Origin of the sequence: Flavobacterium anhuiense (assembly GCF_050990855.1) — a bacterium.
In the GTDB taxonomy this organism is placed as follows: domain Bacteria; phylum Bacteroidota; class Bacteroidia; order Flavobacteriales; family Flavobacteriaceae; genus Flavobacterium; species Flavobacterium anhuiense_C.
This window is the reverse complement of record NZ_CP158861.1, coordinates 2,776,698-2,789,927: the sequence shown is the minus strand read 5'-3', so window position 1 is coordinate 2,789,927 and position 13,230 is coordinate 2,776,698. Positions and strand designations below refer to the sequence as shown.

At 34.4% G+C, this 13,230-nt stretch carries 11 protein-coding genes; 6 read left to right on the top strand and 5 right to left on the bottom strand.

Going from position 1 to position 13,230, the window contains the following annotated elements; all coding sequences use genetic code 11:
- The first annotated feature begins 68 nt into the window (after positions 1–68).
- Positions 69–1,388 (top strand): DUF3472 domain-containing protein, encoded by a 1,320-nt coding sequence (locus ABTV69_RS12385; RefSeq protein ID WP_433829173.1) that lies wholly within the window; start codon positions 69–71, stop codon positions 1,386–1,388.
- 123 nt (positions 1,389–1,511) lie between these two features.
- Positions 1,512–2,849 carry a Gfo/Idh/MocA family protein gene (locus ABTV69_RS12380; RefSeq protein WP_433836701.1) on the top strand — a complete coding sequence of 446 codons (1,338 nt, stop codon included), beginning with the start codon at positions 1,512–1,514 and terminating at the stop codon, positions 2,847–2,849.
- 582 nt (positions 2,850–3,431) lie between these two features.
- Here ABTV69_RS12380 and ABTV69_RS12375 read toward each other — a convergent pair.
- From ABTV69_RS12375 to guaA, 4 genes are all read right to left on the bottom strand, one after another.
- Positions 3,432–3,833: an OsmC family protein gene (locus tag ABTV69_RS12375; RefSeq protein WP_433829171.1), complete on the bottom strand. Its 402-nt coding sequence runs from the start codon at positions 3,831–3,833 to the stop codon at positions 3,432–3,434.
- Positions 3,833–5,905, bottom strand: a complete 2,073-nt coding sequence (locus ABTV69_RS12370) for a LysM peptidoglycan-binding domain-containing protein (RefSeq protein WP_433829169.1) — start codon at positions 5,903–5,905, stop codon at positions 3,833–3,835. The genes ABTV69_RS12375 and ABTV69_RS12370 overlap by 1 nt, the downstream gene beginning before the upstream one ends.
- A gap of 93 nt (positions 5,906–5,998) precedes the next feature.
- Positions 5,999–7,912 carry a LysM peptidoglycan-binding domain-containing protein gene (locus ABTV69_RS12365; protein ID WP_433829167.1) on the bottom strand — a complete coding sequence of 638 codons (1,914 nt, stop codon included), beginning with the start codon at positions 7,910–7,912 and terminating at the stop codon, positions 5,999–6,001.
- A gap of 63 nt (positions 7,913–7,975) precedes the next feature.
- Positions 7,976–9,505: a glutamine-hydrolyzing GMP synthase gene (guaA, locus tag ABTV69_RS12360; RefSeq protein ID WP_433829165.1), complete on the bottom strand. Its 1,530-nt coding sequence runs from the start codon at positions 9,503–9,505 to the stop codon at positions 7,976–7,978.
- A gap of 199 nt (positions 9,506–9,704) precedes the next feature.
- Here guaA and ABTV69_RS12355 point away from each other — a divergent pair, with 199 nt between their 5' ends.
- Positions 9,705–10,232 carry a hypothetical protein gene (locus ABTV69_RS12355; RefSeq protein ID WP_433829163.1) on the top strand — a complete coding sequence of 176 codons (528 nt, stop codon included), beginning with the start codon at positions 9,705–9,707 and terminating at the stop codon, positions 10,230–10,232.
- Positions 10,233–10,416: 184 nt separating this feature from the next.
- Here the strand turns inward: ABTV69_RS12355 and ABTV69_RS12350 are convergent, their stop codons facing one another.
- Positions 10,417–11,130 (bottom strand): hypothetical protein, encoded by a 714-nt coding sequence (locus ABTV69_RS12350; RefSeq protein WP_433829162.1) that lies wholly within the window; start codon positions 11,128–11,130, stop codon positions 10,417–10,419.
- A 319-nt stretch (positions 11,131–11,449) separates the two neighbouring features.
- On the opposite strand from ABTV69_RS12350, the gene ABTV69_RS12345 reads away from it, so the two are divergent.
- The 3 genes from ABTV69_RS12345 (at position 11,450) to ABTV69_RS12335 (ending at position 13,202) form a co-directional block, all read left to right on the top strand.
- Entirely contained in the window at positions 11,450–12,367 is a 918-nt protein-coding gene (locus tag ABTV69_RS12345) for a DnaJ C-terminal domain-containing protein (RefSeq protein ID WP_433829160.1), read from the top strand.
- Entirely contained in the window at positions 12,364–12,669 is a 306-nt protein-coding gene (locus tag ABTV69_RS12340; RefSeq protein ID WP_433829158.1) for a chaperone modulator CbpM, read from the top strand. Before ABTV69_RS12345 ends, ABTV69_RS12340 begins: the two co-directional genes overlap by 4 nt.
- A gap of 149 nt (positions 12,670–12,818) precedes the next feature.
- The gene (locus ABTV69_RS12335; protein WP_433829156.1) at positions 12,819–13,202 is read left to right on the top strand and encodes a RidA family protein; all 384 of its coding nucleotides are present in this window, start codon (positions 12,819–12,821) and stop codon (positions 13,200–13,202) included.
- The last annotated feature ends 28 nt before the right edge of the window (positions 13,203–13,230 follow it).

Genomic DNA, 13,230 nt, shown 5'->3' with positions numbered 1-13,230 from the left:
GTTTTTAACAGCCTCTCTAGTTGCAAAATTAGAGAGGTTTAAAAAAGTTAATCCTTCAACACTTACTAATGAAAAATTTATTTAGCCTGATTTTAGCTTTTTCACTTCTGTCTTTTTCTTGTGCAGGTCACAATGAAACAGAAGAAACGGATCTTGCATTAGAAAATCCGAAAACAGAAATTTCACTTCCATTAGCAGGAAATGCATACAGTTCCAAACATTTAGAAAGCGATGTCATCACAGATAATGGAATTGAAAATTGGAAAAATGCTGACGAGACCTTTACGGTTTATTTCCGAATTTTTAAACCCGGAACTTTTCAGATTGCTGTTGAAGAATCGGTTGAAGTTTATGGGAAATCAGAACTCGAATTTTCAATTCACAACGAAGCCAAAAAAGTGACTTTCAATTCCTCAAAAAAAACCGTTTTAGTTGGAAATTGGAAAATCAATCAGGAAGGTTATGTGGCATTGAAAATTAAAGGAATTAGTAAAAATGGGGATCGATTTCCATCCATCAACAGATTAAAAATTTCCAGCGCTGATTATGACGGGAAAATTTCTTTTGTCCCAAATAACGAAGGTAATTTTTATCATTGGGGACGACGCGGACCATCCGTTCACTTAAATTATCCTATTCCTGAAAACATTAATGCTGAATGGTTTTATAACGAAATTACTGTTCCTGAAAACGAAGACAAAATTGGTTCTTATTTTATGGCAAATGGTTTTGGCGAAGGCTATTTCGGAATTCAAGTAAACTCGGCAACAGAACGGAGAGTTTTATTCTCAGTTTGGAGTCCGTTTACAACCGATGATCCAAATAGTATTCCTGAATCGCACAAAATTAAAATGCTCAAAAAGGGAGAAAATGTTCATACAGGAGAATTCGGAAATGAAGGATCTGGCGGACAGAGTTATTTGAAATACAATTGGAAAGCGGGTACAACGTATAAATTTTTATTGAGAGGATTTCCAAACGGAAATAACAGCACAACATACACAGCCTATTTTTATGCACCTGAACAAAATAAATGGTTGTTGATTGCGAGTTTTAATCGTCCAGAAACGAATACTTATCTAAAAAGATTTCATTCGTTTTTAGAAAATTTCATTCCAGAACAAGGCGACTTATCTCGTAAAGTTCTTTTCAACAATCAATGGATTTGCGATGAAAAAGGCAATTGGACAGCAATAAACACAGCAAGATTTACCAACGACAATACGGGTGCAAAAGAATACCGAATGGATTTTTCGGGCGGAACAGAAAACAATTCTTTCTATCTAAAAAATGGAGGCTTTTTTAACAATTATACCACACCAAAAACTAATTTTACAAGAGCATTTACGAACAAAAAACCTGAAATAAATTTTACTAATTTACCGTAGACAATTTCTAAAAAATAAAAAATCTCACTATTTCCGATGATCATAATATTGATTATCAAAACATTTTAAAACAAATTAATTATGAAAACCAGTAATTTAAAATTCATTTTAGCCGTATGCATTATGTTATGGGGGACATTTGCATCGGCTCAAATGATAAAAACAAAAACTCCAGCTCGTGCTAAAGGTCAAACCGATGTTTTACGTTTGGCTGCGCCGGCAATTCCAACTGTTCGCGTTGCCTTTATCGGACTTGGTATGCGCGGCCCTGGAGCTGTAGAACGCATGACACATATTCCCGGTGTTGAAATTGTGGCTTTATGTGACATGACACAAGAAAATACTTCTAAATCAAATGAAATTTTAACGAAAGCTGGTTTTCCAAAAGCGCAAGAATTTTACGGCGATGAAAATGCTTGGAGAAAAGTTACTGCTCTACCAAACGTAGATTTAGTATATGTTGCGACCGATTGGAAACATCATGCCATTATTGGAGTTCAAGCCATGAAAGACGGAAAACACGTCGCAATCGAAGTTCCGGGTGCTTTAACAATGAAAGAAATTTGGGAATTGATTGATACTTCTGAAAAAACTCGTAAACACTGTATGCAATTAGAAAATTGTGTGTACGATTTTTTCGAATTGACTACTTTAAATATGGCACAGCAAGGTGTTTTTGGAGAAATTCTTCATGCTGAAGGTTCTTACATTCACGGCTTACAGCCTTTTTGGGGAGAATACTGGAACAACTGGAGAATGGACTACAACATTAAACACCGTGGAGATGTTTACGCAACGCATGGTATGGGACCAGCTTGTCAGGCATTAAACATTCACCGTGGAGATAAAATGAATTTCTTGGTTTCTATGGATACAAAAGCGGTTGGAAATCCTGCTTATATCAAAGAAAAATCTGGAAAAGAAATTAAAGATTTTAGAAATGGAGATCACACCATGACAATGATTCGTACTGAAAACGGAAAAACAATTCAGATTCAACATGACGTAACTTCTCCTCGTCCGTACAGCAGAATGTACCAGTTAAGTGGTACAAAAGGTTTTGCAAATAAATACCCATTAGAAGGTTATGCTCTTGACGGAAAAGAATTAAGTGGCGATGTAAAACCAAATCACGAAAAATTAAGCGCTCACTCTTTTGTTCCAGAAGAAGTTAAAAAAGCTTTGATGGAAAAATACAAGCATCCAATTGCAAAAGGCATTGAAGAACAAGCTAAAAAAGTTGGAGGGCATGGCGGAATGGATTTCATCATGGATTACAGATTAATCTACTGCTTGCAAAAAGGACTTCCTTTAGATATGGACGTTTACGATTTAGCTGAATGGTCTTGCCTTGGTCCACTAACAGAAATTTCATTAGACAATAATTCTGCTCCTGTTGAAATACCAGATTTCACTCGTGGCGGCTGGAATAAATTAAAAAAATTAGAATTCTCAGAATAAATATTGGTTAGTTAAAGAAGACAAGAGGGCAAAGTTAACATTGCTCTCTTGTTTGTTTTAAGCCATTCGTAAAAACAAAAAAATCCTTTTTTACATTACGGATCACAAAGACACTTAGCCAATGGTTCCAACCATTGGGGCGCAATCGATAATCTATACTTTTTCGCAATGGTTAAAACCATTGGCTATGCTTGCCTAAAACATATTTCGCTCCTACAGAGCTTTTTATAAAGATACACAAATACAATTCTATAGATATTTCGCCCAAATGGGGCTAAAAAATAGGTTGGTATTTTGCGAGAGCCTATTTTTATGTTTACAAAAATTACTTCCTATTATACGTGGCAAAGATTTTCAAAGCCCCCATCGGGGCGAAATATCTATAGAATTCAACAATCCCTTCAAAAAAGCTGCAGAGAAGCGCAATCTAATAGATTTTGAAAAACATATCGCTCCTAAGCCTACAGAGCTATATATGAAGAAATGAATATTCTTTACTATAAATATTTTACTTCTCTGAGGCTTACAAAAAAAAGGAGCTATTCTTTTGAAATAGCTCCCTTTTTAATATTTATTCTAAAATTAATTCCAGTTGAATGTAATTCTTTTTTCGATTTCACTGCTTAAACTTAAAAAAACAGGACAAGTCATTGCCGCGCGTTCTAAGATAGTTCTGCTTTTTTCGTCAGCTACACCTTGCATTTCAAACACGATTTCGATTGCTCCAATTCGTCTTGGTTCTGCATTCATGATTTTTGTTACTGCTGCAGTAGAACCAACAAAATCTACTTCCATATCGCGAGCTTTAATTCCCATAATCGTCATCATGCAGCTCGCCAAAGCATTTGCTACAGTATCTGTTGGAGAGAATGCCTCACCTTTTCCGTTATTATCCACTGGTGCATCAGAAATGATTTCACTTCCTGATTGCACATGAATTGAACTTGTTCTTAAATCTCCTAAATAGGTTACTTTTGATGTCATTAATTTGCTACTTTTAAAGTTAAGTCACTATCATAATACAAGATGTACACCCCTTTATTGGCGTGTCCGCCATCTTCTTTTCTATAATACTGAAATTTATTATCTACTTGCTGAGTTGTCATTAAATCAGCTGTTTCTTGAAATGTTTTTCCTTGAGACAAACGCATCATTGTGTCAAACGTTACGTCAAATCCTCTTGTTGCGTAGGTGGTTGGATTGGCTTTGTTTTTCAAACGGTATTGTTTTTCATAAATTAAAACCGGTTGTTCATCACTTTCGCGTGTTACAGAAGGATACATCAATTTCAATTTCACCAAATTATCAAAACTGATTTCGTCTGTATCCAATGTACTGTTTGGCTCTAAAATCACCAATTGAACTTGACACGTTTTCTGAGAGTCCAACAAAGCTTTAATCGTAGCTTTGACCATAGCCGTATTACCTGTTTCCATCACCACGTAATTCATACGATTTGGAATCAATAAGCTTTTCAAATTCGCCACATCCAAACCTCCAGTTTCTGTCAACGAAGCAAATGCAACTCCTTTTTGATTTTGTTTAATGTAATTAATAACCGATTCCTTTTTCTTATCTACAACCGCTACAATATTTCCGTTTTTAGAACGCATATAATCAAAAACCGAATTTTTAATCACGTCATTTGAAGGTATTGTTTGGTATAAATTATCAATTGGATTCGCGCTATCTTTTGATAATGGCGAAATTACAGGAACATTGTACGAACGAAGCATGTTCGCTGTCGTTTCTGCATTACTTTGGTAAAATGGCCCAATTACAGCATCTGCATCTTGAATTTTCGGAGTTAAGCCGACCACATTAGATGTTGTTTTAGTTTCCTGAGAATCGTAGATCGCAACGTCAATTGGCAATTTTAAAACTTTTGCGGAATCAATCGCCATCATCGCTCCAGAATAAAAATCCAGAGTCATGTTTAAAAACTTATCGTTTTTAATTCTGTTAGCTGTGCCAGAAGTATCGCTTTGCACTTTAGCCATATTAAAAGGAAGCAATAAAACTACTTTTTTACGCTCATTAAGCCCTTTCTTTTTGGTTAACTCTACAATTTCTGCGTCTTCGTTTTCAGTCGATTTTACTTTATCAACAATCTTAATTCCACCTCCTGTATTTTCAACTGGTTTATTCCATGAAGAATCAGCTGGTTTATCTGGTATTTGAGCTGTAACAATTGGAGCTGGAGCTATATACCCTGCAGGAACTTTTAAAACCATTCCTTCTTTCACACCTTCAGAAAGTGACGGATTTAATGCTACTAGTTCATCTTGCGACAAATGGAAAACTCTTCCCAGACTGTAAAAAGTCTCTTTTGGTTTTACCTGATATTCCATGTAAGTCACCGCTTTTTTTGAAGTTTCAGCAGGCTTTTTACTTTCAACAGCTTTTGCCGTTTGTACTGGGGCAGCTTCTGTTTTTGGAGCTGTTCCTTTTATAGTCAATCTATAACCAACAGGCAAATTGTTAACGATATCTGGATTTCGTTTTTCCAATTCTTCAACAGTCATATTGTACTGTTTTGCAATACCAAATTTAGTTTCTTTTGGCTGCACATCATGATACACATATTTTTCAGCACCTTTTTCTTTGGCAGGTTTTGCAACTGCTTTTGGAGCAGATCCTTTTGCTGGAATTACCAATTTTTGCCCAATTTGAACACCAGTTTTTTCCAAAAACGGATTTGCAGCTTTTAAAGCTTCATCTGAAATTCCGTATTTATGCTCAATGCTGTAAAACGTTTCTTTTGGCTGCACTTCATGAATAATTTCTTTCCCTGAAGTTACAGCAGCTTTAGTTTCAGAAACTTCTTTTTTTGCTTCTCCTGTTTTTGTCGGAATCAACAGCACAGAATTTGGCACCAATCCTGTTCTTGCGTCTGGATTGAGCTGGTAAATATCATAAGGCGTTACCTTAAATTTTTGTGCAATCTGATTGATCGTCTCACCACTCGACACTTTATACTTCACCACTTTCTCTTGCGAAAATGCGCTTGAAGTCATAAAAAATACGAGAGACAATACTGTTAAATAATATTTCATAATAAGGCTTAAAACAATTTAATTTCTAATTCTAAAATAAGTTACAATTTTACTAAAAGCAAAATTCGCGCCGTTTGTTTATCACCGTAAAAATTACCTCAAATCGATTTCTACTTTTGCAATAATGATTTCTTTATATAACTCATCTTCTTCCTTTTTCTTGCATTTGTAAAGCACTTCTTCCATGTTTTCGAACTTATCGGCGTAAACATAGTACGAAAGGCTGTTAATATTGAAAAAGAAACTAGCGTTAAATTCACCAGAATCAATGAGTTTCATAATAAGCTTATCTCGGTCAACCGCGTCTGTAAATATACCTAAAACTAAGTAATACCCGTTTGAAACTTCTCTAAGATTATCATAAACTTCTACTTTTACTGTTTTATCAGCCCTCAACGGATTGTCTTTCAATTCTTGCTTCATTTCTTCCAATGAAATTATTTTTGAATTTTCTCCCGAATTATTTTTCTGTTGCTTTTTAACCGCTTCATCGTGATATTTTTTCAGTTTGACCAAAGCCAATTTATCATCAAATTTTCGAGCTTCCATGCTGTAATAAGAAGCTTTACTGATGTGCCTTTTGACTTCAATTTTTTTCTGATTATCCAAAGAATCAATTTTTGCAATCAAAAGCAGATTTTGCGCATCGCCTTTTTCCTGCTCTGCTTTATATTTTTTTATTTCTTCTAAAGACAAACGCTGCTGCAAAGATGCCGTATTATTATTTTTTTCGCTTTCGCGGATTTTCTTTTTGTATTCCTGATTTTCCTCAACTGCGATTTTTTCGACCTTATTCATTAAACCGGCATAGGCTTTTCTGTTTTCTGCCAATTCTTTTTTCAGCTGAGATGATAATTCATTTGTTTTATTAATTCCTTCCGAAGATTGTTTTTCCAGCCTTTTAGATTCTTCCACGTTTAAAATATCCATTCGCTTTAATTCTTTCAAATCATTGTTCATTGAAGCAACAAGCGAATCTAATTTTGCCATTAAAATATCTTGAACATTTTTATTGGCTTCCAAAACCAAACGCAGTTTTTCTACCGAGTTTTCTTTAGAACCATTCATATCGTTCAGATTCACTTTCAGATCATTAATTTTTATAATTTTCTGATTCATTTCTTTCTGAACAACCAAACGATCTTTTAAATCCTCAATTTCAACTGTTTTGGCTTTTGTTTTCTCAACCACAACTTGTTTTTCAGCCAAAGCCAACATCAATTCTTCACTTTCGTTTGATGGTTTTATTGCTGCGGTATTGATGGCCAATTTATTCCCAACAATCAATCCGTTTACGATTTCTGGATTTTGCGATTCTAATTGATCTATTGAAATTCCGTATTTCTTAGCAATCGAAAACTTTGTTTCTTTGGGCTCTACAACATGAAAAACGGTTTCCTCATTAATTACACGAACTCTTCCGTCCAACGTTTTTCTTTTATTCGGAATTGAAATCGTCTGACCAATCTGCAATCCGTTAATTAAAATGTCTTTGTTTAAATTTTCTAAATCCTGAACCGAAACATTGTATTGTCTGGCAATGCTGAATAAAGATTCTTTAGCCACAACTTGATGTGTAGTTTTGGAAGAAACAGCCGTTTCCGATTTTACTGTTGTATCTGAATTTTGGGGAATTACTAATTCTTGACCAATTTGAAGTCCGCTAGCCAAAATTTCCTGATTGACATTTTGAATGGCTTCTACCGAAACATGGTATTGTTTAGACAAACCAAACAATGTTTCTTTGGGCGCAACAATATGAGTGTGTTGCTTTGTTTTTGTATTTTCTGAGGGGTGAATTGGAATCTTGATAATCTGATTGTCTTTGATTCCATTTTGCGATTCGGGATTGAGTTTGTAAATCTCGTCTACAGAAACCTTGTATTTTTGGGCAATGAAAAAAGCGGTTTCTCCTTTTTGAATTCTGTGTTCAATTATTGCATCTTGTGCAGTTATTTTGTTAAAAGACAAAATAAACACAAGAGAAATCGTTAAAAGTTCTCTCATAAATAGTAGGTTATAAAAAATTAAGGCCTTACAAATGTAAGACCTTAATTTTAAATTATACTACTATTCCCACTCAATTGTTGCAGGTGGTTTTGAACTAATATCGTAAACTACACGATTCACGCCTTTTACTTTATTGATAATGTCGTTTGACACTTTCATCAAGAAATCGTAAGGTAAATGAACCCAGTCAGCCGTCATACCATCTGTAGATTCTACAGCTCTAAGCGCTACTACTTTTTCGTAAGTACGCTCATCGCCCATAACACCAACAGAGTTTACAGGAAGCAAAATTGCTCCAGCCTGCCAAACTTTATCGTATAATCCCCAAGATTTTAATCCTTCGATGAAAACAGAATCTACATCTTGTAAAATTCTAACTTTCTCTGGAGTAATATCTCCTAAAATTCTAATTGATAATCCAGGTCCAGGAAAAGGATGTCTTCCTAATAATTCTGGATCTATTCCTAATGAAGCACCAACTCGTCTTACTTCGTCTTTGAAAAGCATTCTAAGTGGTTCAACAATTTTCAATTTCATATAATCTGGCAATCCACCAACGTTGTGGTGCGATTTAATTGTCGCAGACGGCCCTTTTACAGAAACAGATTCAATTACGTCTGGGTAAATTGTTCCTTGTGCTAACCATTTTACGTCTTCTAATAAGTGCGATTCATCATCAAAAACTTCGATAAATACACGACCAATTGTTTTACGCTTTGTTTCAGGATCACTGATTCCTGCTAATTCTCCAAGGAAACGGTCTCCAGCATCAACACCTTTTACATTTAATCCCATTCCTTTGTATTGATCTAATACATTTTGGAATTCGTTTTTACGTAAAAGTCCGTTGTTAACGAAAATACAGTATAAGTTTTGTCCGATTGCTTTGTTTAATAAAACTGCTGCTACAGTAGAATCTACTCCTCCAGATAAACCAAGAACCACTTTGTCGTTTCCTAATTTTTCTTTCAATTCTCCTACCATTTCTTCTACGAAAGCATTTGGTGTAAAGTTTTGAGGAACTTCAGCAATTTTCACTAAAAAGTTCTCCAACATTTTTGCTCCTTCTGTAGAGTGATAAACTTCTGGATGGTATTGAATTGCATACGTAGTTTCGCCTTCAATTTTGTACGCTGCGAATTCTACATCATGTGTACTTGCTAGTTTTACAGCATTTGTTGGAAGCGCTTTGATGCTATCGCTATGGCTCATCCAAACTTGACTGTTTGGTGAAACTCCGTCAAAGAAAGTTTCGTTTTCTTTAATATAAGACAAGTTAGCTCTTCCGTATTCTCTTGTGTTTGAAGCTGCTACTTCACCTCCGCTGAAATGAGCTAAATATTGAGCTCCATAACAAACGGCAAGCAAAGGCATTTTGCCTCTAATTTGCGATAAATCAGGATGTGGTGCATCTTCTCCTCTAACAGAGAAAGGGCTTCCTCCTAAAATTACGGCTTTATAACTTGATAAATCACTTGGAATGTGATTGTAAGGAAAAATTTCGCAGAATATATTTAATTCGCGAACTCTACGCGCAATAAGCTGGGTATATTGCGATCCGAAATCTAAAATAAGTACGTTGTGTTGCATGCGCAAAAGTACTTTTTATATTTGAAATTGAAAAATTGATTTTTGATTTTTTTTAATCAAAAGATTCTAAGATACTAAGTTGCTAAGATTCTAAGCTTTTTCCAACTTAGTGACTAAGAATCTTAGCAACTTAGTATCTTCGTAAAAAATCCAAACCATCCAAAATTTCGTATTTACGGAAAACCCATTTAAATTAACTATGAAATCAAAACTTATTGCCTTGACTGTTTTTATGTCAATCTTTTTTTCTTCTTGTAACACAGTTGATGATTTATTGACTTTTACAATTTCGAATAATGCTTCGATTAAAATTCAAAGCACTTCGCCAATTAATCTTCCCTCGGAAATTATTACGCCAGAAGTGACAACTAATTCTTCGGCTGAATTCCAAAACAATAAAACAAAAGCTAGCTTAGTAAAGGATGTTAAAATCAAATCGCTGAAATTATCGATTACAGATCCGTCCGATAAAACTTTTACATTTTTAAAATCGGTTCACTTGTATATTTCAACAGCTAATTCAGAAGAAATCGAGTTAGCCTATGCAGACAATATCAACATATCAAGCAATTCAATCGATTTGATTTGTACCGATAAAAGACTAGACGAATACATTAAAGCCGATAGCTACAAAATAAGAACTAAAGTAACTTTAAAAGAAACTTTAACTAAAGATGTAACGGTTAAGGCCGATATGAAATTTAAGGTTACTGCGGATCCATTTTAATCTGAGGTTCTGAGATACTAAGATGCTGAGATTCTAAGATTCTAAGTTTTTAGAATTTTAGATATAAAAAGAGAGGTTCTAAATTTTAGAACCTCTCTTTTTATATCATAATGTCGTTTTATATTTCCACAAAATAAGAAACTTAGAATCTCAGCATCTCAGAAACTTAGCATCTTTAAAAAAATCATTCTTTTGTAACAACAATCGACGCCTTAAATCCTGCTGCAAGATTATCCCAATAATCATTTGTTACCAGATTACCTTTATCGTCATAGACTTGTATTTCCGCTGTGTTTCCTCCTAATGTACCGATGTTTAAGGCTTCGAAGTCTAGTTTATTAAAACCTTGTGCTAAATTGATTTTTACTGACTGGAAGTTTGAATCCAACAAAATTCGATCTCTAATCACATAATCATTAGAAGACACCTTTACAAGATCACCATCGATTGCACCAAAATCTCTAAACTTCACAACAAAATATTCCGATTTCGTTTTAAAATCTCCTAACGAAATATTTCTCTTTACTAAGACACCACGTCCTTCTCTTAAACCAGCATCTTTTAGACTTTTATCCAAATCCTTTTCCATTTTTGCTACGTATCGATCGCCTGGATTAGCAAAATCTGTTTCTGTAGACATAGTAAATTTGCTTTTTTCTTCTCCAATCTGAAATTTTGATTTTGGAGTTATAGTCGTATTTTCAAAAACATTTGGAGTTTTAATTGCTGGCATATCATTAAATTCTGCCTGTGGATCTTTGACCTCAGGAATTGGAGTCTTTTTAGGTTTGGCAGTAAATTTCCCCCCAGGAATAGTTTTGAATTTAGTACTAGACTCAATTTGGGCTGATAAAGACAGTCCCGTAAAAAATAATATGAATAATAAAATGTGCTTCATTGAAAAAAGTATTATCGAATCGCCTTTTATAATTAATATAAATCAAAAGTCCAGCATCACAAAAATAGTATAATTTCGTTAGGCACTACAACTTTAGGAGTTTTATAACATTAAATTAAGCTAATTTTTGGAATCAAAAAACCTGCCAAACTGATTTTTCACTTCGCAAAAAATAAATTCCAACTTTTTAAAAATCCAAATTCCAAAAACTATCCCAACGAATATTCTTTTCACTCCAAAACTTAAAGCAGCATTTTGATTATTAGCAACTTATTCTTACCTTGAAGTCTTTATTTACCATTTATAAAATCATACTAAAATGGATTATATAGATTACTACAAAGTATTGGATGTTGCAAAATCTGCTAACGACGCAGACATCAAAAAAGCATATAGAAAACTGGCGAGAAAATATCATCCCGATTTGAATCCGAATGATAAGGAAGCTGAAAAAAAGTTCAAAGAAATCAATGAAGCCAACGAAGTTTTAAGCAATCCCGAAAACCGAAAAAAATATGACAAGTACGGAAAAGATTGGAAACATGCCGATGAGTTTGAAAAAGCTGGTTACGACCCGAATCAGCAGCAAAGCAGACAAAGCGGTTCTCAATATTCTGGAGGCGATTTTTCTGGTTTTGGCGGCGACTTTTCTGGAAGCGATTTCTCCGATTTTTTCAATTCAATGTATGGCGGCGGTGGACGAAGCAGATCACAATCTAAATATAGAGGTCAGGATTTTAATGCCGAACTAGAATTAGATTTAGCTGAAGCTTACACAACACATAAACGAAACTTATCTGTAAACGGTAAAAATATCCGAATCACCATTCCTGCTGGTGTAGAAAACGGACAAATCATAAAAATTCCGAACCATGGCGGACCTGGAGTAAACGGCGGTCCAAACGGAGATTTATACATTACATTTATTATTTCTAATAATTCCGATTTTAAACGTGACGGAAATAATCTGTACGCCGAAGCGCCGATTGATTTGTATACGGCAATTTTGGGCGGGGAAACGCACATCAATACTTTTGACGGAAAAGTAAAAATCAAAGTTCCAGCAGAAACGCAGCCGGGAACTAAGGTAAAGCTGAAAGGTAAAGGTTTTCCTGTTTACAAAAAAGAAAATCAATTTGGTGATTTATACATCACATATAGTATAAAACTTCCAACAAAATTGTCAGACAAAGAAAAAGAGTTATTTGAAGAATTAGCAAAACTAAGAAAATCATGAAAAATAAAAACTTAATCCAGATCAAACAGTTTTGTATTTATCACGAAATTGAAAATACCTTTATAACCGAACTTCATAACTACGGACTCATTCATATCATTACAGAAGAAAATGACGAATACCTCGAACCTGAACAGCTTCCTACGGTAGAAAAAATGATCCGAATGCATTACGACCTCAAAATTAATTTGGAAGGTATTGATGCCATTTCTAACCTTCTGAATAAAATTGAAGCCTTACAGCAAAACATAAATACGATTCAAAATAAGCTTCGCCTTTACGAAGAAAGAGAAACGGAATAACAATTAAATATCACAAAAAAGCTTGATTTCTGAACTGATTTCAAGCTTTTTTTAAGCACTTTCAGAAGCATAATTCTTAAATTGCAGCATCTTTAATTAACCTGAATTTGCTTTTAAAACCAACAAACAAATTCGCAAAAATCATAAAAATGAAAAGAGAAAACATCTTAACTGGATCTCCGTGGGAAGACAAAATGGGATATTGCCGAGCGGTAAGAATTGGCAACATCGTTGAAGTTTCTGGAACTGTAGCCATTGTTGACGGCGAAAAAGTAAAAGCTGATGACGCTTACGCTCAAACCTATAATATTTTGGAGCGAGTTGAAAAAGTTTTAGAAGATTTAAATGTAGGCATGAAAGATGTTATTAGAACTAGGATTTTCACAACAGATGTTTCTACTTTCGAAGAAGTCGCAAGAGCACACTCTGCTTTCTTTAAAGATGTAAAACCAACAACAGGATTTTACGAAATCAGTAAACTGGTTGCTCCAGAATATTTGGTTGAAATAGAATTTACTGCTGTTGTTCAGTAATATTTTTTTTAGCCACGAATTGCACTAA

Excerpts from the sequence above, each read along its gene's own strand:
- ABTV69_RS12345 (WP_433829160.1), top strand. The coding sequence starts at position 11,450 with ATGGATTATATAGATTACTACAAAGTATTGGATGTTGCAAAATCTGCT.
- ABTV69_RS12355 (WP_433829163.1), top strand. The coding sequence starts at position 9,705 with ATGAAATCAAAACTTATTGCCTTGACTGTTTTTATGTCAATCTTTTTT.
- ABTV69_RS12380 (WP_433836701.1), top strand. The coding sequence starts at position 1,512 with ATGTTATGGGGGACATTTGCATCGGCTCAAATGATAAAAACAAAAACT.
- ABTV69_RS12340 (WP_433829158.1), top strand. The coding sequence starts at position 12,364 with ATGAAAAATAAAAACTTAATCCAGATCAAACAGTTTTGTATTTATCAC.
- ABTV69_RS12375 (WP_433829171.1), bottom strand. The coding sequence starts at position 3,833 with ATGACATCAAAAGTAACCTATTTAGGAGATTTAAGAACAAGTTCAATT.
- ABTV69_RS12350 (WP_433829162.1), bottom strand. The coding sequence starts at position 11,130 with ATGAAGCACATTTTATTATTCATATTATTTTTTACGGGACTGTCTTTA.
- ABTV69_RS12335 (WP_433829156.1), top strand. The coding sequence starts at position 12,819 with ATGAAAAGAGAAAACATCTTAACTGGATCTCCGTGGGAAGACAAAATG.
- ABTV69_RS12365 (WP_433829167.1), bottom strand. The coding sequence starts at position 7,912 with ATGAGAGAACTTTTAACGATTTCTCTTGTGTTTATTTTGTCTTTTAAC.
- ABTV69_RS12385 (WP_433829173.1), top strand. The coding sequence starts at position 69 with ATGAAAAATTTATTTAGCCTGATTTTAGCTTTTTCACTTCTGTCTTTT.
- guaA (WP_433829165.1), bottom strand. The coding sequence starts at position 9,505 with ATGCAACACAACGTACTTATTTTAGATTTCGGATCGCAATATACCCAG.
- ABTV69_RS12370 (WP_433829169.1), bottom strand. The coding sequence starts at position 5,905 with ATGAAATATTATTTAACAGTATTGTCTCTCGTATTTTTTATGACTTCA.